General features: G+C 69.7%; 21 protein-coding genes. 9 read left to right on the top strand and 12 right to left on the bottom strand.

Annotation, left to right across the window (positions count from 1 at the left end; translation table 11 throughout):
* Positions 1-30: 30 nt before the first annotated feature.
* The gene (locus RAH39_RS11080; protein WP_306590165.1) at positions 31-1878 is read right to left on the bottom strand and encodes a phosphoenolpyruvate carboxykinase (GTP); all 1848 of its coding nucleotides are present in this window, start codon (positions 1876-1878) and stop codon (positions 31-33) included.
* Positions 1879-2037: 159 nt separating this feature from the next.
* Between RAH39_RS11080 and RAH39_RS11075 the strand changes: the two genes are divergently transcribed.
* Positions 2038-2559: a tetratricopeptide repeat protein gene (locus tag RAH39_RS11075; RefSeq protein WP_306590164.1), complete on the top strand. Its 522-nt coding sequence runs from the start codon at positions 2038-2040 to the stop codon at positions 2557-2559.
* A gap of 42 nt (positions 2560-2601) precedes the next feature.
* The gene (locus RAH39_RS11070) at positions 2602-3411 is read left to right on the top strand and encodes an MqnA/MqnD/SBP family protein (RefSeq protein WP_306590163.1); all 810 of its coding nucleotides are present in this window, start codon (positions 2602-2604) and stop codon (positions 3409-3411) included.
* A 151-nt stretch (positions 3412-3562) separates the two neighbouring features.
* On the opposite strand, the gene RAH39_RS11065 is transcribed toward RAH39_RS11070, so the two are convergent.
* Both RAH39_RS11065 and RAH39_RS11060 read right to left on the bottom strand, forming a co-directional pair.
* A complete protein-coding gene (locus RAH39_RS11065) occupies positions 3563-4654 on the bottom strand; it encodes a S1C family serine protease (RefSeq protein ID WP_306590162.1) in 1092 nt (363 codons plus the stop codon).
* Positions 4655-4691: 37 nt separating this feature from the next.
* Positions 4692-6278, bottom strand: coding sequence for a methyl-accepting chemotaxis protein (locus RAH39_RS11060; RefSeq protein ID WP_306590161.1), 1587 nt, complete (start codon positions 6276-6278; stop codon positions 4692-4694).
* Between the two features lie 186 nt (positions 6279-6464).
* On the opposite strand from RAH39_RS11060, the gene RAH39_RS11055 reads away from it, so the two are divergent.
* Positions 6465-6920 (top strand): Hsp20/alpha crystallin family protein, encoded by a 456-nt coding sequence (locus tag RAH39_RS11055; protein WP_306590160.1) that lies wholly within the window; start codon positions 6465-6467, stop codon positions 6918-6920.
* A 48-nt stretch (positions 6921-6968) separates the two neighbouring features.
* Here the strand turns inward: RAH39_RS11055 and RAH39_RS11050 are convergent, their stop codons facing one another.
* The 5 genes from RAH39_RS11050 to RAH39_RS11030 form a co-directional block, all read right to left on the bottom strand.
* Positions 6969-8144: an FG-GAP repeat domain-containing protein gene (locus tag RAH39_RS11050; RefSeq protein WP_306590159.1), complete on the bottom strand. Its 1176-nt coding sequence runs from the start codon at positions 8142-8144 to the stop codon at positions 6969-6971.
* A gap of 97 nt (positions 8145-8241) precedes the next feature.
* On the bottom strand, positions 8242-9600 hold the full coding sequence (locus RAH39_RS11045) for an acyclic terpene utilization AtuA family protein (protein WP_306590158.1): 1359 nt from the start codon (positions 9598-9600) through the stop codon (positions 8242-8244).
* A 59-nt stretch (positions 9601-9659) separates the two neighbouring features.
* Positions 9660-10883, bottom strand: coding sequence for an ABC transporter permease (locus RAH39_RS11040; protein WP_306590157.1), 1224 nt, complete (start codon positions 10881-10883; stop codon positions 9660-9662).
* Positions 10883-12127: an efflux RND transporter periplasmic adaptor subunit gene (locus tag RAH39_RS11035; RefSeq protein ID WP_306590156.1), complete on the bottom strand. Its 1245-nt coding sequence runs from the start codon at positions 12125-12127 to the stop codon at positions 10883-10885. Before RAH39_RS11035 ends, RAH39_RS11040 begins: the two co-directional genes overlap by 1 nt.
* Entirely contained in the window at positions 12124-12891 is a 768-nt protein-coding gene (locus tag RAH39_RS11030) for a YIP1 family protein (protein ID WP_306590155.1), read from the bottom strand. The genes RAH39_RS11035 and RAH39_RS11030 overlap by 4 nt, the downstream gene beginning before the upstream one ends.
* Before the next feature lie 206 nt (positions 12892-13097).
* Between RAH39_RS11030 and rocD the strand changes: the two genes are divergently transcribed.
* From rocD to RAH39_RS11015, 3 genes are all read left to right on the top strand, one after another.
* Positions 13098-14312 carry an ornithine--oxo-acid transaminase gene (rocD, locus tag RAH39_RS11025; protein WP_306590154.1) on the top strand — a complete coding sequence of 405 codons (1215 nt, stop codon included), beginning with the start codon at positions 13098-13100 and terminating at the stop codon, positions 14310-14312.
* A 95-nt stretch (positions 14313-14407) separates the two neighbouring features.
* A complete protein-coding gene (locus tag RAH39_RS11020) occupies positions 14408-14809 on the top strand; it encodes a hypothetical protein (protein ID WP_306590153.1) in 402 nt (133 codons plus the stop codon).
* 52 nt (positions 14810-14861) lie between these two features.
* Positions 14862-15326 carry an MOSC domain-containing protein gene (locus RAH39_RS11015; RefSeq protein ID WP_306590152.1) on the top strand — a complete coding sequence of 155 codons (465 nt, stop codon included), beginning with the start codon at positions 14862-14864 and terminating at the stop codon, positions 15324-15326.
* Here RAH39_RS11015 and RAH39_RS11010 read toward each other — a convergent pair.
* Positions 15316-16488, bottom strand: coding sequence for an MDR family MFS transporter (locus RAH39_RS11010; RefSeq protein WP_306590151.1), 1173 nt, complete (start codon positions 16486-16488; stop codon positions 15316-15318). The two genes, RAH39_RS11015 and RAH39_RS11010, sit on opposite strands and share 11 nt — an antisense overlap.
* Positions 16485-17318 (bottom strand): sulfurtransferase, encoded by an 834-nt coding sequence (locus RAH39_RS11005; RefSeq protein ID WP_306590150.1) that lies wholly within the window; start codon positions 17316-17318, stop codon positions 16485-16487. Before RAH39_RS11005 ends, RAH39_RS11010 begins: the two co-directional genes overlap by 4 nt.
* Positions 17319-17368: 50 nt before the next feature.
* Between RAH39_RS11005 and RAH39_RS11000 the strand changes: the two genes are divergently transcribed.
* Both RAH39_RS11000 and RAH39_RS10995 read left to right on the top strand, forming a co-directional pair.
* The gene (locus RAH39_RS11000) at positions 17369-17923 is read left to right on the top strand and encodes a TlpA disulfide reductase family protein (RefSeq protein ID WP_306590149.1); all 555 of its coding nucleotides are present in this window, start codon (positions 17369-17371) and stop codon (positions 17921-17923) included.
* An 87-nt stretch (positions 17924-18010) separates the two neighbouring features.
* On the top strand, positions 18011-18517 hold the full coding sequence (locus RAH39_RS10995; RefSeq protein WP_306590148.1) for a hypothetical protein: 507 nt from the start codon (positions 18011-18013) through the stop codon (positions 18515-18517).
* On the opposite strand, the gene RAH39_RS10990 is transcribed toward RAH39_RS10995, so the two are convergent.
* Positions 18514-19167: an HAD family hydrolase gene (locus tag RAH39_RS10990; RefSeq protein WP_306590147.1), complete on the bottom strand. Its 654-nt coding sequence runs from the start codon at positions 19165-19167 to the stop codon at positions 18514-18516. The genes RAH39_RS10995 and RAH39_RS10990 overlap by 4 nt on opposite strands.
* Before the next feature lie 64 nt (positions 19168-19231).
* Between RAH39_RS10990 and RAH39_RS10985 the strand changes: the two genes are divergently transcribed.
* Positions 19232-19819 carry a hypothetical protein gene (locus tag RAH39_RS10985; RefSeq protein WP_306590146.1) on the top strand — a complete coding sequence of 196 codons (588 nt, stop codon included), beginning with the start codon at positions 19232-19234 and terminating at the stop codon, positions 19817-19819.
* A gap of 115 nt (positions 19820-19934) precedes the next feature.
* Here RAH39_RS10985 and RAH39_RS10980 read toward each other — a convergent pair whose 3' ends face one another.
* Positions 19935-20669 carry a hypothetical protein gene (locus tag RAH39_RS10980; RefSeq protein ID WP_306590145.1) on the bottom strand — a complete coding sequence of 245 codons (735 nt, stop codon included), beginning with the start codon at positions 20667-20669 and terminating at the stop codon, positions 19935-19937.
* Between the last annotated feature and the right edge of the window lie 4 nt (positions 20670-20673).

The raw sequence follows: 20673 nt of genomic DNA, 5'->3' as shown, positions 1-20673 counted from the left end.
TCCAGGATAGAGGGGATCGGCTCCGCCGGCCTACAGGTCCGGAGCGGGCCCGACATGGCGGGGCGCCCGCCACAGGGCGGACTGGAGCAGCTGCCGCATGGGGGGATACTCCTTGGGCAGCCGGTCGTAGAGCCGCTCGAACAGCTCTTCGTGCAGCAGCAGCTCCCGCCGCCACTCGTCGCGGTCCACCTTCATCACGGCGCGGAACTGGGCGCTGCCGAAGCCGGGGATGCCCTCCAGGTCGAGATCCTCCTCCAGCGGCACCCAGCCCAGGGGGCACTCCACCGCGTGGGCGCGGCCGTGAACCCGCTCCACCACCCACTTCAGGACCCGCATGTTCTCCGAGTAGCCCGGCCACAGGAACTTGCCGTCGGGCCCCTTCCGGAACCAGTTCACGCAGAAGATCCGCGGCGCGCGGGGGATCTCCCGGCCCATCTGGAGCCAGTGGTTGAAGTAGTCGCCCATGTGGTAGCCGCAGAAGGGCAGCATCGCCATGGGATCGCGGCGCACCTCTCCCGTGGCGCCCACGGCGGCGGCGGTGGTCTCGCTGCCGATGGTGGAGGCCATGTACACCCCGAAGTTCCAGTTCACGGTCTGGAACATCAGCGGGACGGTGGTGGCGCGGCGCCCGCCGAACAGGAACGCGCTGATGGGCACCCCGGCGGGATCCTCCCAGGCGGGATCGATGCTGGGGCACTGCCTGGCGGGAGCCGTGAACCGGGCGTTGGGGTGCGCCGCGGGCTTTCCGCTGGCCTTGTCGTGGGGCTGCCCCTGCCAGTTGGTGAGGCCGTCGGGAACCTCGTCGGTCATCCCCTCCCACCACACGTCCCCGTCCGCGGTGAGGGCCACATTGGTGAACAGCGTGTTCCGCGTGATGGTGAGCATGGCGTTGGGGTTGGATTTCATGCTGGTGCCCGGCGCCACGCCGAAGAATCCCGCCTCGGGGTTGATGGCGTGGAGCCGGCCGTCTTTCCCGGGTTTGATCCACGCGATGTCGTCGCCGACGGTGGTGATCTCGTAGTCCTTCAGGGGCTCCGGCGTGCGGAGCATGGCGAAATTCGTCTTCCCGCAGGCGCTGGGAAATGCCGCCGCCACGTAGGTCTTGGGCATGTCCGGGCCCTTCACGCCGAGGATCAGCATGTGCTCCGCGAGCCAGCCCTCCTCCCGGGCCATGGCGCTGGCGATCCGCAGCGCGAAGCACTTCTTCCCCAGGAGGGCGTTGCCGCCGTAGCCGCTGCCGAAGCTCCAGATGCTGCGCTCCTCGGGGAAGTGGACGATGTACTTCTCCGGGTTGCAGGGCCAGGGCACGTCGGGCTGGCCCTCCGCCAGGGGCATCCCCACCGAGTGCAGGGCCGGGACGAAGTCCCCGTGGCCCAGCGCGTCCCACACCGCCCGGCCCATCCGGGTCATGATCCGCATGTTCACGGCCACGTAGGGCGAATCCGACAGCTCCACCCCGATGTGGGCGATGGGGCTGCCCAGGGGCCCCATGCTGAAGGGGATCACGTAGAGGGTGCGCCCCTGCATGCATCCGCGGAACAGGCCGAGAAGGATGCCCTTCATCCGCGCGGGCTCCATCCAGTGGTTGGTGGGGCCGGCGTCGTCCTGGTGCTTCGAGCAGATGAAGGTGCGGTCCTCCACCCGGGCCACGTCGCTGGGATCGCTCCAGGCGAGGTAGGAATTGGGGCGCGTCTCGGGATTCAGCCTGCGGAAGGTCCTGCCCTCCACTAGCCGCCCGCACAGCCGGTCGTATTCCTCGTCCGACCCGTCGCACCAGTGGATGTCCGCCGGCTGGCAGAGCTCCACCACTTCCTCCAGCCAGGCCAGGAACTTGTGGTTCACGACGCACGCGGGTGCCTGCAGCAGGGCGGCATTCATGGGCGACCTCGGGGAAGAATGCTCCGAGTCTAGGGAGCCCGGCATCCCCGCACAAGCGGCGGGGGAACGGTCTGCCCAACCCCTGCGAATGATCGGGTTGCAGGAAGGGGCTCGCAGTCTTGCCTGAAGGTTTTATCCTGGTGGCGGTGAGGCTCTCCCATGGATGACGAACAGGAACGCCAGGACAAGCGCCAGGACGCGATGGGGTGGGTGGGGAAGGCCTACCAGCTCCACATGAAGGGCGAGATCGCGCGGGCCATCGGGCTGTACACCAAGTCCATCGAACTCCATCCCACCCCCGAGGCCTACACCTTCCGGGGCTGGGCGCGCTCCTTCGAGAAGGACTACGCGTCCGCCATCGAGGACTGCCATCGGGCCATCGACCTGGATCCGGAATTCGGGAATCCCTACAACGACATCGGCGCCTACTACGTCGAGCAGGGCGACCTCGACGAGGCCGTTCCCTGGCTACGGATGGCCCTCAAGGCCCGGCGGTACGAGAGCTACTGTTTTCCCCACTTCAACCTGGGCCGCGTCTACGAGGCCAAGGGGCAGTTCGAGAAGGCGCTGCACCACTACCGGGAAGCCCTGGAGGAGAACCCCCGCTACCTGCTGGCGGCCAAGGCCGTGGAGCGGATCAAGGGGAAGCTGGCGGCGAAGGATGCGGAGGTCATGCGCTGACCCCTCTCCCGTTCTGTGCTGAACTGGAGGGCGAGGTCCGCCATGAAGCTCACCATCGCCCACAGCCCCGATTCCGACGACGCCTACATGATGGCGCCCTTCGCCCTGGGCTGGCTGGATCCGGAAGGGTTCGAGATCGAGTTCGTGCGGAAGGACATCGAGCGGCTGAACGCCGAGGCGCTGGATTCCCGCTACGACGTGACCGCCATCAGCTTCGGGGCCTATCCGGAGCTGAAGGACCGCTATGACCTGCTGACGGCGGGCTCCAGCATCCAGGAGGGCACCGGGCCGCTGGTGGTGAGCCGGACGCCCCTGGAGCCCGCGGCGCTGAAGGGCGTGACCATCGCCATCCCCGGCACCCGGACCAGCGCCTACCTGTCCATGCGGAAGTGGTGCGCCGAATTGGGATTCGAGCCCGCGGTGGAACTGGTGCCCTTCGACCAGATCCTGCCCGCCGTGGCCGAAGGCCGGTTCGAAGCCGGATTGCTGATCCACGAAAGCCAGCTGATGTACCGCGACGCCGGGCTGCGGCTGGTAGTGGATCTGGGAGCCTGGTGGAAGCACGCCTATGACCTGCCGCTGCCCATGGGCGGCAACGCCATCCGCCGCGACCTGCCCGCGGAGGCGAAGCAGCGGTTCGCCGTGCTCATGCGGAAGAGCGTCGAGCTGGCCCGGGTCCGGCACTGGGAGAGCGTGGACTACAGCCAGTCCTTCGGCCGGGGCATGGACCGCGAGATGATCGGCCGCTACGTGAACGCCTGGGTGAACGACTTCACCGTCGATCCCGGCCCCCGCGGCCGCGAAGCCGTGGCGAAGCTCCTGGGGATCGAGCCGGTGTGGATCCAGGGCTGACCCGGATTGCCGTCGAGGCATCCGCGAGGGCCGGATTTCCTCCGCCCAAGTCCTGAAGAAGGCGGCTTGGGCCAGCGCTTTTCTTGGTGTCTTCGAGCCTTGGTGGTGATCCTTATTTCTTGAAGGCAACGGGTATCAAAGGGACAGAGGCCTACTCCCGCGCCGCCTCCAGCCGGATCGCCACGCGCAGTTTCCGGCCGTCGCGCTGGATCTCCAGATCCGCAGTGCCGCCCAGGGGCAGGGCTTCGACGGCGTCGAGCAGGCCGTCCCAGTCCTCGACGGCGCGGCCATTGACGGCCTGGATCAGGTCGCCGGGGAGCACGCGTCGGCCTTCGGCGCCCACACCCTGGAGGCCGGCCCGCGCCGCGGCGCCGCCGCGGAACACCTTTCCCACCATCACACCCTTCTGGGGACCGAAGGCCCGTTCGATCAGCCGGGGCGCCACGGGCTCGAAGCCCAGGTCCGGGCGCTCCAGCCGGCCGCGGGCGATGAGCTGGGGGACGACGCGGTTGACCGTGTCGACCGGCACGGCGAAGCCGATCCCGGCGCTGGCGCCGCTGGGGCTCTGGATGGCGGTGTTCACGCCCACCAGCCGCCCGGCGCTGTCCAGCAGCGGGCCGCCGCTGTTCCCGGGGTTGATGGCCGCGTCCGTCTGGATGACGCCGGTAATCCGGCGGCGGGTGACGCTCTGGATCTCCCGGCCCAGGGCGGAGACCACGCCGGTGGTGAGGGTCTGGTCCAGGCCGAAGGGGTTGCCGATGGCGAGGACGCCCTGGCCCACCTGCAGGTCGGAGCTGGTGCCCAGGGGGATGGGGCGCAGCTTGGGCGGCGTCTTCGCCAGGAGGAGCACCGCCAGGTCCTTGTCGGCGGCGCCCCCCACGAAGGCCGCTTCGTGCCGCGACCCGTCCGACAGGGTGATGTAGGCCCGCGCCGCGCCCTGGATGACGTGGAAGTTCGTCACCACGTGGCCCTCGGCGTCCCAGATGAAGCCGGTGCCGGAACCCGCCGGCACCTCCACTACGTCGAGCCCGAAGAAATCCCGGCTGCGCTCTTCCGTGGTGGTGATGTAGACGACGCTGGGGGCCGCCTCCCGGAACCGCTGGATGGAGGCCTTCTCCCATTCGTACAGCGGTCCGCGGGATTCGATGGGGCGCGGCTTGGCGGGATTGGGGACCAGGGCGTGGCCGCACCAGCCGGCGAGGACGCCGGCGGCGAGGCCTAGAACGAGCAGGGGGCGGCGCATGGAAGGTTCTCCCGGCGCCGAGTGTAACTCTCCCCTCCTACAGCCTGAATCCCCCCACCACGGACCGCATGCCTTCCGCCACCCGGGACAGCTCCTCGGACGTGCGGGCGATCTCGACGACGGTGGAGGCGAGCTGGTGGGTGGCCGAGGCGTTCTGGGTGAGCCGGAGGCTCGTCTGGGCCATCATGTCCGCCACCTCGCGGCCGGTGTCCGCCTGCTGGCGGGAGAGGCCGCCGATGTCGCGGACGCTCTCGGCCATTCCGCCGATGCGGTCGCGGATGGCCTGGAGGCTGGCGAGGGTGGTGTCTACGCTGCGGGCGCCCTCGGCGACCACGTCCTGGGTGCGCTGGATCAGGCTCTCGATCTCGCGGGCCGCGGTGCCGGAGCGCTCCGCCAGCTTGCGGACTTCCTCGGCTACCACCGCGAAGCCCTTGCCCATGCTCCCGGCCTTGGCGGCCTCGATGGCGGCATTGAGCGACAGGAGGTTGGTCTGGCGGGCGATTTCCTGGATGACGGTGACGGCGGCGACGATCTGGCCGGTGACGAGCTGGATGTCGGCCATCCCGTGGGCGGCGCCCTGGCCGGCTTCGGCGCTGCGGTCCGTCTCCTGGACGGCGTCCTCGCTGCGGGCTTCGGTCTCGCGGGTGCGGGAGGCCACCATCCCGGCGCTGGAGCCCAGGCTGCGGAGGGCGTCGGAGACGCGCTCCCCGGCGATCTTGAGGTCCTCGCTCACCCGGGCGATCTCCGCCACGGCATGGGACATCTGGTCGGCGGAGGCGGCCAATTCCGTGCTGCCCGAGGCCACGCGCTCGGCGAACTGGGAGACGTCCAGCACCGTGCCGCGCATCCCGCCGTTGTAGTCATTGAAGGCCCGGGCGGCGGCGCCGATCTCGTCCTCGGTGGAAATGGGGATCTCGCGGGAGAGGTCGCTGTTCCGGAGGCCATCCACCAATTGCTGGAGGGGATGGACCATCCGGCGGGAGAACACCCGGGCCAGGAAGAAGATCAGGACCGAGATGACCGCGATCCCCGCCAGCAGGGCGAAGGCGATGTCGCGGACCTGGCGGTCCACGTCGTCCACGTAGACGCCGGAGCCCACCGTCCAGCCCCAAGGAGCGAACGTGCGGACATAGCTCACCTTGGGGAAGGTCCCGGAAGCACCCGGCTTGGAGAAGGTGTACTCGTGGAATCCGCCGCCGGTGGCCGCGGCCACGCGGTCGAAATCGCGGAACAGCTTGGCGATGGCGGGATCGCCCAGGTCATCCGTCAGCTTCCCGTCCCAGTCCTTGCGGGTGCCGTGCCCCACGATCCGGGGGCCGGCGGACTGGATCCACAGGTAGTTGGTGCCGCTGTACCTCAGGCCTTCCAGGATTTCCCGCCCCCGGATCTGGGCGGTCTCCACGCTCAGGTTGCCGGCGCGCACCTGGGCCTCCTGCTCTTGGAGCAGGGCCACCCCCAGATCCACCACCTGCTGCACCCCTTCTTTTTTTGTCGAGAGGACGGCCTGCCTCAGGGTCGGCAGGACGTAGAAGGCGAAGAAGAGGAGAAACAACCCCACGGGTAGGAGGGCCAAGGCGAGCACCTTGGCGGAAAGGGAGCGGAGTCGGAAGGATTTAGGGAGCATGCGCACCTGTACCAAGTCTTCCGATCCCATCGTCGGGCGCGGAGAAGTATTGATTCTTGGTTGCACAAAGCAGGACATTCATCTCAAAATTTCCGATAGTTGACATGTGATTGGTATGGACTAATATTTCATTCGGATTTGAATTCATCTACGGACTGACTCAAATCCCATTTCCTGGAGGATTCCATGACCCTACTTCGCACCCGCCTTTCCCACCCCGCCACCGCCGCCTCCCTCGAACCCTTCCGCCTCATGCGCGGCCTGCTCCGGTGGGACCCCCTCCGCGACTACGAGCTCGCCGCCCCGGCCGGCGCGTTCATGCCCAGCTTCGACGTGAAGGAGAGCGCCGACGCCTACCAGTTCAAGGTGGATCTCCCGGGCATCGTCGAGACCGACCTGGAGATCAGCGTCGAGGGCACCCGCCTGACCATCGCCGGCAAGCGCGAGGAAGGCGCGCTGCAGGAAGGCGAGCGCCTGCACCTGGCGGAGCGCACCCATGGCCGCTTCAGCCGGACCTTCACCCTCCCCGAGGACGTGGAGGGCGAGAAGGTGGTGGCCGAATTGAGGAACGGCGTCCTGACCCTGATGGTGCCCAAGCGCCCCGAGGTCCGGCCTCGCAAGATCAACGTCAGCCTCGGCTGAGCGGAGCTTCCCTCGAAAAAGGCCCCGGATTTCCGGGGCCTTTTCGCGTCAGTTGTAGAAGAGGTTCGGAGGCCCGAACGTGCCCGGCGCGCTGGCGCGGTTGTAGCGCACGGTGATGTCGCCGTCCGCCACCACCACGTCCGGCAGGCCGTCGCCGTCCATGTCCCCCAGGGCCACGCCCAGGGGCCCCCAGAGGCCGGAAGAGAGCCCCGCCGTGCCCAGGGCGCCGGGCGTGGTGGAGCTCTGGAGGAAGACCGCGACGGCGCCGGGGAAGCCGGGTAGGCCCGCGCAGGCCACCACCACGTCGGGCTTCCCGTCGCCGTTGAGGTCGCCCACGGCCAAAGCCGCGGCGCGGTAGTCGGTGACGTAGTGGACGGGCGCCTGGAACGTTCCGGCGGCGCCCTGGATGAGGACGCTGAGGCCCTGCGTGCCGGGGCTCACCGCGGCGCCGTAGTTGGCCGTGAGGAGGTCCAGTTTCCCGTCGCCGTTGAGGTCTGCCGCCCGGATGGCCACCGGCTGGATGCCGGTGGGATAGTCGGCGGCGGAGGCGAAGACCCCCGCCGCCGTCTGGAGCAGGACGGACACGGTGTTGGCGCTGGTGGCCACCGCCACGTCGGCCCGGCCGTTTCCGTCCAGATCCGCGACGGTGACGGCCTGGGGATCGCCTCCCACCGCGTAGGCCACGGGGGGATCGAACCCGCCGGCCGCCGTCTGGGTGAAGACCAGGGCGCTGTTGGCGCCGCTGGCGGCGACCACGAGGTCGGGCCGCCCGTCGCCGTTCAGGTCGCCCACCGCCACGTCCAGGGGCGTGCGTCCGGGCGTCGCCAGGACCGTCGCCGCGAGGAAGGAGCCGGGATGGGCGGCGTCGGCCAGCCGCACGCTCACGGTCCGGTCCGCCGCGTTGGCCACGATGAGATCGGGGCGCCCATCGCCGTTGAGGTCGGCCACGGTCACGTTGGCGGGACCGGCGCCCACGCCGAAGCGGGTGGGCAGGACGAAGGCGCCCGCGGCGCTCTGGAGACGCACGGAGACGTAGCCCTGGGTTTCCGCCCCGTTCCAGTCCGTCGACACGCCGCCCAGGATGTCGGGCAGCCCGTTGGCGTCGACGTCCGCCACGGCGATGGCGTTCACCAGGTAGTGGCCCGACGCGCCGTAGTGGTGGTGGGAACCGGAGCAGCCCAGCAGGGCGAGGACGGCGAGGGTGGAAAGGACGGAACGGCGCATGGGAGCTCCGGGGCTCGGACCAAGGGTGCGCGGCGGGCAAGCCGGGCGCAAGGGCCGGCAGGGAGAAGGACCCGGCGCGCGCCGTGCCGGTTGAGGCTCAGGCTTCCTCGACGCTCACCTGCCACGTCACCAGCTCCCGCGGCAGGAGCGCGGGCCAGTAGGCCACGATCTCCTGGGCCTTGGGCCGTCCGCCGGCGAAGCCCGTCACCCCGGCGGGACCCGACGTGACCAGCGGGGCGATCTCCCGCCCGAACCGCTCCACCTTCGTCCGGTCCGGATCCTTCACGCTGAGGCGGAGCACGATTTCGGCGGGATCCTCCGGGGCGGGCGCGATGCCCGCGTGGACGGTGCTGGCGCCCAGGAATTCCGCGTCCGTATGCTCGAATTCGAAGCCCGCGGCGCGGAGGCGCTTCCACACGAGGTCCGCGCAGAGCTGGGCCTTCTCCAGGGCGCGGGGACCGGACAGGACCAGCTGGCCCGTGGCCTTGTAGCCCTTGAGGTAGGCGCCGCTCACCTTGAGGAAGGGCGTCTTCGGCCGGCCCTTCACGCCGCTGACGCGCACGCGGTCGGGACCCGCCTGCGCCAGGCGGATCGACGTGAAGTCCGCCACCACGTCGGGCGTGATGTAGTTCTGCGGATCGCCCATCTCGTAGACCAGCTGCTCGCTCACGGTGTCCACCGTCACCAGCCCGCCGGTGTCCGGCTGCTTGGTGACGACGAAGGTGCCGTCCCCGGAGACCTCCGCGATGGGATAGCCCACGTTCCACAGGTCGGGGACCTCCCACCACCGGCTGAAGTTCCCGCCGGTGCTCTGGGCGCCGCACTCCAGGATGTGCCCCGCCACGGTCCCGGCGGCGAGCCGGTCCCAGTCGTGGGCCGCCCACTTGAACTCGTGGATCAGCGGCGCCAGCGTGAGGCCGGGGTCCGTGCAGCGGCCCGTGAGGACGATGTCGGCGCCGGTGTCCAGCGCCTCCACCATGGCCTGGGTCTGGAGGTAGACGTTGGCGCTGAGGATCCGCCGCGGCGCGTCGAACAGTCCCTCGCCGGTGTCCATGTTGGCGAGCTTCAGCCCCTGGGCCTGGAACTCGGGAAGCCGCGCCAGCACGTCGTCCCCGGTCACCGTGGCGACCTTCAGACCGCGGACGCCCAGCTCCTTCGCCACCGCCAGGACCGCCGCGCGGCAGGCCTCGGGATTCACCCCGCCGGCGTTGGCCACCACGCGGACGCCGGTGGCCTTGATCTGGGGCAGGGCGCGGCGCATGAGGTCCACGAAGTCCGTGGCGTAGCCCAGGTTCGGATCCTTCCGCCGCTGCTTCTGCATGATGGAGAGCGTCACCTCCGCCAGGTAGTCCAGCGTCAGGTAGTCGATGCCGCCGGCTTCCACCAGCCGCACCGGCGCATCGATGCTGTCGCCCCAGAAACCCTGGCCGTTGGCGATGCGGACGAGCTTGGACATGCGGACTCCGGAGGGGGAGGGTCCAGTCTAGCCGCGCCCTCGCGGGAGCCGCGCGGCCCTCATTCGTACCGCAGGGCCTCGATCGGATCCAGCTTGCTGGCCTTCGCCGCGGGATAGAGGCCGAAGATCAGGCCGATGCCCGCGGGCACGGCGAAGGCGCTGATCAGGGCCCACAGCGGGACGGAGCCCATGGAGCCCAGCAGGGCCTTGCCCAGGGCCGCGCCGAGGACGAAGCCGAGGCCCACCCCGATGGCCCCGCCCAGGATGCACAGGAAGGCGGCCTCGATCAGGAACTGGAGCAGCACGTCCCGGCGCTTCGCGCCCACGGCCTTGCGGATGCCGATCTCGCGGGTCCGCTCCGTGACGCTCACCAGCATGATGTTCATGATCCCGATCCCGCCCACCAGCAGCGCAATGGAGACCATGCCGCCGGCCACGGCGGTGATGGTGCCCGTGATTCCGCTGATGATTCCGGTGATCTGCTTGGGGCTGAAGACCTTGAAGCCGCTGGGCTCGGTGCCGCGCAGGCCCTTGATGCGGCGCAGGGATTCCTCCACCAGTTCCGCGCCGTCGTCGGCGGAGAGGCGCGGATCCACCCGGGCCTGGAAGAAGAGCTGCCGCCGCTGGGCCTCGGTGAGCTGGGCCATCCCCGTGGTGAGCGGGATGAGGATGTTCTGGTCCGGGTCGTTGCCCAGCTGCGCGCCCTGCTCCTCCAGCACGCCGATGACCTCCAGGCTGAGGGTGGGCGTGCTGACGATCCGGCCGATGGGGTTGCCCTTCAAGCCCAGTTTCTCGAGGACGCGCGGGCCGATGATGGCCACCTTGTTTCCCAGCCGCAGGTCCGACGGCACGAAGTTGCGGCCCGCCGTCAGCGAGATGCTGTTCAGCTCCAGGTAGGTCTCGTCCGTCATGATCTGGTTGACGGTGGCGCTGCGCCCCTCGGCCTTCACCTCCGCGCCGTTGAAGAACAGCGGCGTCACCTGCGTGATCTGGGGCACGGACCGGGCCAGCATCCGCATCTCGTCCAGGGTCATGTCCTTGTTCTTGATCTTCATGTAGTCGGCCAGGGGCATGTCCATGGGGAAGACGGGCCGGATGAAGATGGTCTGGCTGCCGGCGCGCTCCACCTGCTTCAGGACGCTGGTCTTCAGGCCCTGGACGAGGCTCACCACCACGATCACCGCAGCCACGCCGATGATGATGCCCAGGGTGGTGAGGGCCGACCTCAGCTTGTTGGCCTTGAGGGCGCGGACGGCCGCTGCCAGGGGTTCTTGGACGTCCATCACTTCTTCGCGTCCTTGAGCTTCGCCAGCTCGCTGTCGGGTTTGGAGCGGAGCGCGACGGAGGCCCGGTCCTTCAGATCCTTGAGCTTGCGGATGGGGCCGGTGAGGACCTTGTCGCCCTCCGCGAGCCCGCCCTTCAGCTCGAAGAACTGGGTGTTGGCGATGCCCACGTCCACGGTGCGCTCCTCCGCCTTGCCGCTTCGGAAGACCAGGGCCACGTTGCGGCTGGTGGGCGCGAGGAGGCCGCGCTTCTGGGCCTCCTCCAGGCTGCCCTCCCGTTCCAGCACCGCCTGAAGGGGAATGCGCAGGACGTTCTTGGCCTCGCGGGTGAGGATGACCGCCCGGGCGCTCATGCCCGGGCGCAGCTGTTCCAGATCCTCCCGGGCGCCCTGAAGGACGACCTTCACCTTGTAGAGGTTGGCGTCGTTGCCGGTCTTCTCGGTGCCCGTGGCGACCTCGATGACGGAGCCCTGGAAGACCTTCCCGGGCAGCGATTCCACCGTGACCTGGGCGGTCTGGCCCACCTTGGTGCGCACCACCTCGCTCTCGTTGACCTTGATCTCCGCCTGCATCTCGCTCATGTCGGAGATGATCATCAGCACCGCGCCGGGCAGGTTGCTGATCCCGGGAATGGCCGTCTCCCCCTTTTCCGCTTTGAGGCTGGTGACGCGGCCGGCGACGGGCGCCCGGAGGGTGGCCTTGGACAGGCCGTCCTCCATGCCCTTGAGGTTGGCGTCGTTCTGGGCCACGTTGGCGCGGGCCGCGCTGGAGGCGAGGATCGCGGTATCCCGGGCCAGCTTCTGCTGGAGAAAGTCCTCGTCGGACATCAGCCCCTGGTGGCGGAGCGATTCGTAGCGCGGGTAGCTCTCCTCCGCCCGCCGCCGGGCGGCCTCCAAGCGGGAGGCGTCCTGGCGCGAGGCCTCGAGCGCCGCGCGGGCCTGGGCCATGGCCTGCTTCAGGCGCTCCTGGTCGATGGTGACGAGGAGATCCCCCGCCTTCACGTCCTGGCCGTCCTTCACGTGGATGGCCTTGATCTCGCCGGCCACCGACGTGCCGATGTTGACCTGGGTCTTGGCGCGGACCTCGCCGCTGGCGCTGATGGTCTCGCGGATATCGCCGCGGCCCACCGCGTCCCAGGAGAACGCGCTGTCGTCGTCCTTGGCGCCGCCGAAGGCGAGCCCGAGGGCGATCAGCGCGGCGAGGCCCAGCCCGCCGAAGACAAGCAGTTTGGTGTTGCCTTTCACTGGAACAGGCCCCCCACGAAGCGGAGGCCGCCGCCCAGCACCACGAACAGGGTCAGGCACGCGCAGATGGCCCAGGTTTTGGTCTTGAGGGCGTGGCGCATGCCGAGGGCCAGGACCACGAAGGAGAAGATCCACAGCGGGTCCACCAGGGCCAGCAGTCCACGGACGAAGCCCGACTCCGGACTGACGTAGAAGCTCAGCACCGTGGGCATCAACTGCTGGAGGCTGTGTCCGCCCACCGGGCGCAGCAGGGCGATGATCCCCGCCAGCAGGGTGGCCGGAAGGGTGACCAGGTAGTGGACGCAGGTGACGGAGAAGGCCTGGCCGAAGGTGGGGGACGTCTCGCCGTCCTCGGTGCCCATGGCGGCGAAGCCCCACACGATGAGGGCGACGACCAGGTAGACGAAGGGGATCGCGAACACCGCGCCGGAGACGGCGCTCAGCCAGGGTTTCTTCCCCTCGGCCTTGGAGATGGCGTCCTCCATGGCCTGGTCGGGAATGTTCATGTGGAAGAGGTCGCGGGTGCGCTCCATCTGATGGCGGGTCATCTCGGCCATGTCCACCTTCGAGGCCCAGATCAGCCCCGCCACGATGCCGATTCCCACGGCCAGGAGGAGGGCGCCGATCCAGACGGGACGCTGGCGGAGGCGGAGCATGAGCGCTTTGGGTTCCGTGAACACGCCGGCCAACTGATCCATCAGGCCGGGCGGAGGCGGGGGCGCCTGGGGCTGATCGCCGTAGAGGGAAGTCGGTTGGTCGCTCATGGGATCTCCAGTGGAATCAAGGTAGAAGCGGATGGACCCATTGTCCCATCCCTCCGCCCAGCGGCGGGATTTCCCCGCCCGGCGGGGGCGGGACGCGGATATTCGGTCCTGACAGTTCGTCAAGAAGCCCTTGGGCTACCTGCCAATCCCCTTTTCCCGGGCCCATACTGAGCCCGCCCCTTCCCAGACCCTTTTCCGGAGTTCCCATGGCCACCTTCGCCGCGACATCCGAAGCCCTGATCCAGCAGGAGAACCAGTACGGCGCGCACAACTACCATCCGCTGGACGTGGTGTGCACCAAGGGCGAAGGCGTCTTCCTCACGGACGTGGACGGCAAGCAGTACATGGACTTCCTGGCCGCCTACTCCGCCGTGAACCAGGGCCACAACCATCCGAAGATCGGCGAGGCGATGATCGCCCAGATCAAGACGCTCGCGCTCACCAGCCGCGCCTTCCGCAACGACCAGTTCCCGCCGCTGCTCGAGAAGCTGTGCAAACTCACCGGCTTCGACAAGGCCCTGCTGATGAACAGCGGTGCGGAGGCCGTGGAGACCGCGCTCAAGGCCATGCGGAAGTGGGGCTACGACAAGAAGGGCATCGAGTACGGCGCCGCCGAGATCATCGTGGCCGACGGCAACTTCCACGGGCGGACCACCACCATCGTGGGCTTCAGCACCGATCCCGACAGCACCAGCCGCTTCGGCCCCTTCACGCCCGGCTTCGTGATCGTCCCCTACGGCGACCTGGAGGCGGTGAAGCGGGCGATCACCCCCAACACCTGCGCCATCTTCATGGAGCCCATCCAGGGCGAGGGCGGCGTGGTCATCCCGCCCCAGGGCTTCCTCAAGGGCCTGCGCGAGGTCGCGGACCAGAACAACGTCCTGCTGGTGCTCGACGAGATCCAGTCGGGCCTGGGGCGCACGGGCAAGCTGTTCGCCTTCGAGCACGAGGGCATCCGTCCCGACGGAATCACCATCGGCAAGGCCCTCAGCGGCGGCTACTACCCCGTCTCCGCCTTCCTGGCGAACGACGAGGTGATGGACGTGTTCACGCCGGGGATCCACGGCAGCACCTACGGCGGCAATCCGTTGGCCTGCGCCGTCGCCAGCGCCGCCCTCGACGTCCTGGTGGACGAGAAGCTGGTGGCGAGGGCCGCCGAACTGGGCAAGCACCTGGAAGCCCGGCTGAAGGGCATGAAGACGTCCAAGCTCCAGGAGGTGCGCGTCCGCGGCCTGTGGGCCGGGGTCCAGCTCAAGCCGGAAGCGGGCGGCGCCCGGAAGTACTGCTACCTGCTGAAGGACCGCGGGATGCTCTGCAAGGACACCCACGTGGATACCATCCGCCTGGCCCCGCCCCTCGTCATCACCAAGGAGCAGATCGACTGGGCCGTGGATCAGCTCGAAGCCGTCCTCCAGGGCTGAGATCCAGCCCCGAAAGTCACAGCCTCCTCACGCCGCCGTCGCCCCGTGGTGCCGGCGGCGGGGGAGCCTGGAGGCTCTGCGCGAGGATGTTTCCCATGCCGCCCTGGATCGCTGCCTGCCTGTTGGCCCTTTCCTTCCAGGGGCCCGTCGAGCCCCCGGGCGTCCGTCCCTCCGGCGCCATTCCGGCCTTCCAGGCGGAGCCGATTCCGCCGGCCTGGGTCCGGCTGGAATCCCACGGTCTCGCCGATCCGGACTGCCGCCACTACGGCTACGAGGTCTACGCCGACGTCACCCACTGGCTCGTGCGCTACGTGATGTTCCCGGAGGACCGGGAGGGCTTCCGCGAGATCGAGCAGGCCTTCCTCCTGCCCCGGGAGCAGGGGCGGGAGAAGCCCCGCCGGGTGTCTCCCGTCGACCTTCAGGTCGAGCCGCTCAGCCTCCGCTGGAAGGACCGGACCTTCCGGCTGGTGGACCGGCGGGATCTCGTCCGGAACTGAGGGGCCCTGGCGCTCCCCTTCCGTTTTCCGGACACTGGCCGGGGAGGCTGCCATGGACCTGGGCCGCGTCGAATCCATCCATCTTGCCGCCGCCGCGGAAGCGCCCATGCGGAGCACGGACGAGGCGGTGGCCCTCGCGGGCGTGGGCCTGGAGGGCGACCGCTACGCCGAGCGGAAGGGAACCTTCTCGGCCAAGCCCAAGCCCAGCCGCCAGGTCACGCTGATCGAAGCGGAGGCCATCGAGGCGCTGGAGCGGGAGCTGGGGATGGTGCTGGCGCCGGGGGAGACGCGCCGGAACCTCGTCACCCGCGGCGTGGCCCTGAACCATTTGGTGGGCCGCGAGTTCACCGTGGGCGAAGCGAGGCTGCGGGGCCACGAGCTGTGCGAACCCTGCGCCGATCTGGCCCGGATGACCGGCAAGCCCCAGATCCTGCCCGGCCTCATCCACCGCGGCGGGCTGCGGGCTGAAATTGTCGAAGGTGGGCTGATCCGGGTGGGGGATCCGGTCAGGGCGTGACGGCGCCCGCCTTGAACCGCGCCAGCAGCAGGCCCGCAGCGGTGCAGATGACGAAGGTGGACAGCCACACGGCCTTCGGTCCCACCTGCGCGTAGGCGAGGACGCCGAGCCAGGGGCCCAGCGCCAGGGCGCCCGCGAAGCACAGGGACAGCAGGCCCATGTACTCGCCGCGGCGATCCGGCGGCGCCAGCGTGGCCACGGCGTCGCTCATGGCGGGGAAGAGGATCATCTCCCCGAAGGTCCAGATCACCGTCGTGACGATCAGCGTGGCGGGCACCGTGGCCCAGGCGGTGAGTCCGAAGCCCAGGGCGAGGCAGAGGGCGCCGGCGAAGATCTGGCGGCCATGGCCCCAGTGGGCCATGGCGAGGTTGAGCGCCACTTCCAGCGCCACGATCAGGAGCGTGTTCACCGTGAACAGCAGCCCGTAGAACCGGCTGCCCAGCCCCAGGTCCCGCACCACCCACAGGGGCAGGGTGCCCTCGATCTGGAAGAAGACCATCAGCAGCGGAAGCAGCGGCAGCAGCAGGAACGCCAGCCGCCGGTCGCGCCAGGGGCTGGCGCCCGCCGCGTGGCCCGCGGGGGCGACGGAGCGGGGCCGCGCCTTGAGGAGGAAGCCCAGCAGGACGGCCCCGCCGAGGGTGGTGAGCCCGTCGGTCCAGAACACCCAGGCGTAGCTGCGGTGCGCGATGAGGCCCCCCGCGGCGGGGCCCACCGCCATCCCCAGGTTCACGGTCAGGCGGTGGAGCGCGAAGACGGCCTTGCGCTGCTCCGGCGGAGCCAGGTCCGCCAGCAGGGCCATCGCGCTGGGCCAGAAGGCCTGGCTGCAGGCCGCCCACAGGAAGATGACGGAGAAGATGAGGGGCCGGGTCCTGGCGAAGGGCAGGGTCATCAGCAGGAGTCCCGAGGACCAGAGGCTGGCCTTCAGGATCCGCCCGTGGCCCAGCCGGTCCGCCAGGCGTCCGGAAAACGGCCCCGCCGCCAGGGCGCCCGCGCCGAAGACCATCATTCCGAAGCCGGCTTCCTGCGGCGTCCAGCGCCGGCCCTCGGTGAGGTACAGCACCAGGAAGGGCAGGGCCATGGTGCCCAGGCGGTTCACCAGGGTGGTGGCGCAGACCAGCCACACCTCGCGCGGGAGGCCCCGCAGGCCTTTCCAGGGGTTCATGCGGAGACGCCGCTCTGGGGACGGCCGCCGCGGCACCACTCGCTCCAACTGCCCACGTACAGGGCTGCGCCGGACAGGCCCGCCATCTCCAGGGCAAGAAGCGTATGGCAGGCGGTCACGCCGCTGCCGCAGTGGACCGCCAATTGCTCCGGCGGAATGTCCCCCAGCAGCGCCTGGTACTGGGCGCGCAGGGCCTCCGGCGCCTTGAACCGCCCGTCGGGGCCCAGGTTGTCCGTCCACGGCAGGTTGACGGAACCGGGGATGTGGCCGGCCACGGGGTCGAAGGTCTCGTTCTCCCCGCGCCACCGCTCGGCGGCGCGCACGTCCAGCAGTTTCCGGGACGGATCGAGGCTCAGGGCTTCCACGCGCTCGGCGTCGACGAGGGGAAGCCGCCAGTCCGTTGCGGGATAGGGCGGACGCGGCTCCTGGGCTGGCACTTCGACAGTGGGTGTCAAACCCGCTTCCAGCGCCGCGGCCAGGCCGCCGTCGAGGACGAAGATCCGCTCGTGACCGAGCGCCCGCAGCATCCACCACAGGCGCGCCGCGGCGTTGCTTCCGCCGGCGGCGTCGTAGGCCACGACTTCCGTATCCGGCCCGATGCCCCACGCGCCCAACTGGGCCGCGAAGCGGGCGGCGGAAGGCAGGGGATGGCGCCCGCCCCGCGCGGGATCGTGGCCGGGCTCGGTGGCGGTGCTGAGGTGGCGGTTCAGGTCCGCGTGCAGGGCGCCGGGAAGGTGACCCGCGGCGTAATCGGCGGGAGCCGGGCGGGCGTCCAGGAGGCGGAACGCGGAAAAGCGGTCGCGGAGGTCGGTGGCGGAGATGAGCGGCATGCCCCCAGTATGAAACGCAGTACCTTGAAGCCCGAAGCGGGGAGTCCTCCATGTCCGACGCCTATGTTCCCGAGTCCCGCTGGCGCACGGCCGCCGCGGCCGCGCTGGTGGGGGGAGGGCTGCTTCTGGCGGGCTGGGCGGTGGTGCGGGGAATGTCCGGCGGCGGCGCGGGAGGCGCGGAGGTCGGCGCCGACGTGAGCCGCCTGGCCTTCCGGGACGTGGACGGGAACCGGCGCACCCTGGCGGACTACCGCGGAAAGGTGGTGCTGGTGGACGTCTGGGCCACGTGGTGTCCCCCCTGCCGCAGATCCCTTCCCGAAGTGGCCGATCTCCAGAAAGCGGCCGGCGGCGGCTACGTCGTCCTCCCCATCTCCGTGGACGAGGGCGGCTGGAGCGCGGTGAAACCCTTCCTGGCCCAGAATCCCCAGCTCGGCCTCACGGCCTACCTCCCCGACGGAAAAGCGGGCCTGGCGCCCCTCGGCGAGATCCGGGGCATCCCCGCCAGCTTCGTCGTGGACCGCCGGGGCCGCCTGGTCCGCACTTGGGCCGGGTACGGGGAAGGCATGGCCAAACGGGCCGTGGACGAGGCGTTGAAACTGCGATGATGCGGCGGGGGAACGCTTCGCAATAAAATCCCATCTAAGTCAACTTTCCCTTTCATGCGTCCGATGATGACGGTGGGAGATCCCGACATGTTCCGCGCTTCGATCGCTCTGGTCGCGTTGCTCGCCCTGGGGGGGTGCCGGGAGGACCCGCGCCGGATCGAGAACGACAACCTGGGGATCGCAGCGACGTTTCCGGGGCCCGCCAAGCTGCACCGCCACACGGAGCCGGGGCCCTTCGGCGAGGTGGAGTGGTTCGATCTGGCGATGAACCCCGCCGGCCGCCTGGACGAGACGTTTTCCGTGTCCGTGGGCAACCTGCCCCCGGGGGACCGCGGCGGGACCACGCCCCGGGAGATCCTGACCACCTTCCAGAACTTCCTGATCTACCGCTTCGGCCTGCTGCGCCGGACGGAGCTGCCCGCGGACCGGGGACCGGGCTTCCGCTACAAGGTGAAGGGCATGAACGGCGGCTTCGTGGAGGGGATCGCGGTGCTGCGCTCGGGCCGGCTGTACCACGCCCAGGCGATCGTCCGACGGGAGGACGATCCCCGCACGCTCGCTTTCCTGGACGACTTCGAGGTGCGGGGGCGCTAGGCCCGCGCCGTCTCCGCCGGCCGCATGAAGGCGAGGACCGCTTCCACCACGCGGTCCGCATCCGCGTCGCTGGGAAGGCTCAGATGGTCGCCCGGCACGGCATCGCCGACGCCCAGGAAGGGGAACCCGGCGGCCTGGGCGGCCGCGAGGTCGTGGGGTCGGTCCCCGACGTACAGATGGGGGCCCGGGCAGTCCCGGAGGACCCGCTGGAGGAGGGCCGCGCGGTCGTGGCGGGGGACGGAACCCAGCCGGGGGATGGCCGGGTCGATGCCCAGGACGTCCGCCTTGAAGGCCAGGAGGTCCGGAGCGTTGCCGGACACCAGCCAGACCGGATGCCAAGCGGCCAGGCGGTGCATGCCCTCGAGGATGCCGGGATAGTTCACGGCCTGCCGCCCGCCGGGCCCAAAGGCGGCGCGGAAGCGGCCCACGCAGGCCGTTTCATAGGCCGCGTAGGCGGTCTCTTCCAGGTCCCGGTCGAAGCGCATCCGGTGCAGCTCGCCGACGATCTCCCAGTCCGTGGAGCCCCCGCACCGCCCCAGTTCCTCCGCCGTGGGTGGATGGCCCCACAGTTCGCCCAGAGCTTCGCGCAGCAGGACGAAGCCCGAGCTGAAGTGGCCCAGGGTCCCGTCGAGGTCGAAACAGAGCGGCATGGGCACCTCACGGCATTGGCCCAGGATCCCATGGATGGCATGCTCGAAGGAGGACGGTTCCTTGATGCACTGGCGCGCGGCGATTCTTTTGGCCCTTTCCCTCCCGGCGGCGGCTCAGCAGGGTCTGCGCTACCGCATCCAGGTGTGGATGCGGGGCGATTCGGAGCCGGTGGAGACGCGGTTCCGGCTGGTCGCCACCGCGGGGACCACCAGCCACAACAAGGTGAAGAAGCCCCGGATGGGCGGCTGGCGCCTGGAGGCCGACCGCTCCGAAGGCACGCCCTACGCCCAGGCGCTGCTGCTGGGCCGCGCGGAACGGCTGCTGTACCTCGCCGGCCCGGCGCCCCAGACCCGCGCCGAACCCCTGGCCCTCCGCTTCGGGACGCGCAGCCTGCCCGTCTGGAGCCTCGAACAGCCCCAGGGGCTGCGGGTCTCCACGGCGCTGGTGGAAGTGGCGCCCCGCCTCCTGGCCCTGTGCGACCTCAGCGCCCGCTTCGACCGCGGGGACCTGGCCCGGGTGGAACTGCACCTCGAAGGCGTGGACGAACCCGGCGCCCTCGCCCCCGCCGAAGCCGGCACCGTCCTCCTCAGCACCCTTCGGGCCTGGGCCCGGGAGAACGAGGCACAGGACGACGGCGGGACGGTCCGCTAGGCCTCATCACGAAGACTCCAAGAAAAATCTGGTCAGGCCCTTGCGCTTCTCTTGGTGCCCTTCGTGCCTTGGTGGTGAGGATTCGTTTTTTGATCACTGCCAGGCAGAACGGGATCTACAGCACCGTGAGCGTGGTGATCTTCTTCGTCTGGTTGGAGGCGCCGAGGCCGGCGGTGCGGTCTTCGGTGGTGTTCCGGGTGACCACGAGGCGGCCGCCCACCCGGGCGAACAGCCGCTCCTGGGTGTTGCCGGCCTCGAAGGTGATGAACATCCGGCTTCCCTTGAGGGCCACGGCGGTGGTGAAGGCCAGAGGCAGGCCATCGGGACCGACCCACAGCTTGGCGTCCACCTTGAGTTCCTTCAGATACTTCCGCTGACCTGGGGGGAGGATCGGATCCAGCTTCAGGACCAGCAGCCGGGCGGGCCGCCCCTGCCAGGCTTCGGACCGCTCCTCCTGGAGCTGGGCGAGGGAGAGGTCGCGGAGGAGGGCCTCCGCGTGGTTGAGCGCCTCGGCGGTCTCCAGGGGATCCAGGTTCTTGAGGGCGGTGCGCGTGGGGGTGGGGTGTTCGGGTTCCCGCTCCTGGACGGCCAGTTCCTTGGCCGCCTGCTGGAGGGCGGGCCGCGCCCAGGTCACCCGCAGCCCCTGGGGGCCATCCTCCACGTGGGCGGATACCTTCCCCTGGGTGATCGTGGGCTTCTTGTCGTCGACGATCTGCCGCCAGAAGCTGTGCTCCAGGGTGGCCTTCACGGGATCCCCGCCGGGCAGCTTCGCCAGCGCGGCCCGCAGGTCGTCCAGCCCGTTGGCGGCCAGCGGGAGGGCCAGGAGGAGCATGAAAAGGGGCAGGCGCATGGCG

This window comes from Geothrix sp. 21YS21S-4 (assembly GCF_030845995.1).
Taxonomy (GTDB): Bacteria; Acidobacteriota; Holophagae; order Holophagales; family Holophagaceae; genus Geothrix.
The sequence above is the reverse complement of the archived record's forward strand: the minus strand, read 5'-3'. Positions and strand labels throughout refer to the sequence as shown.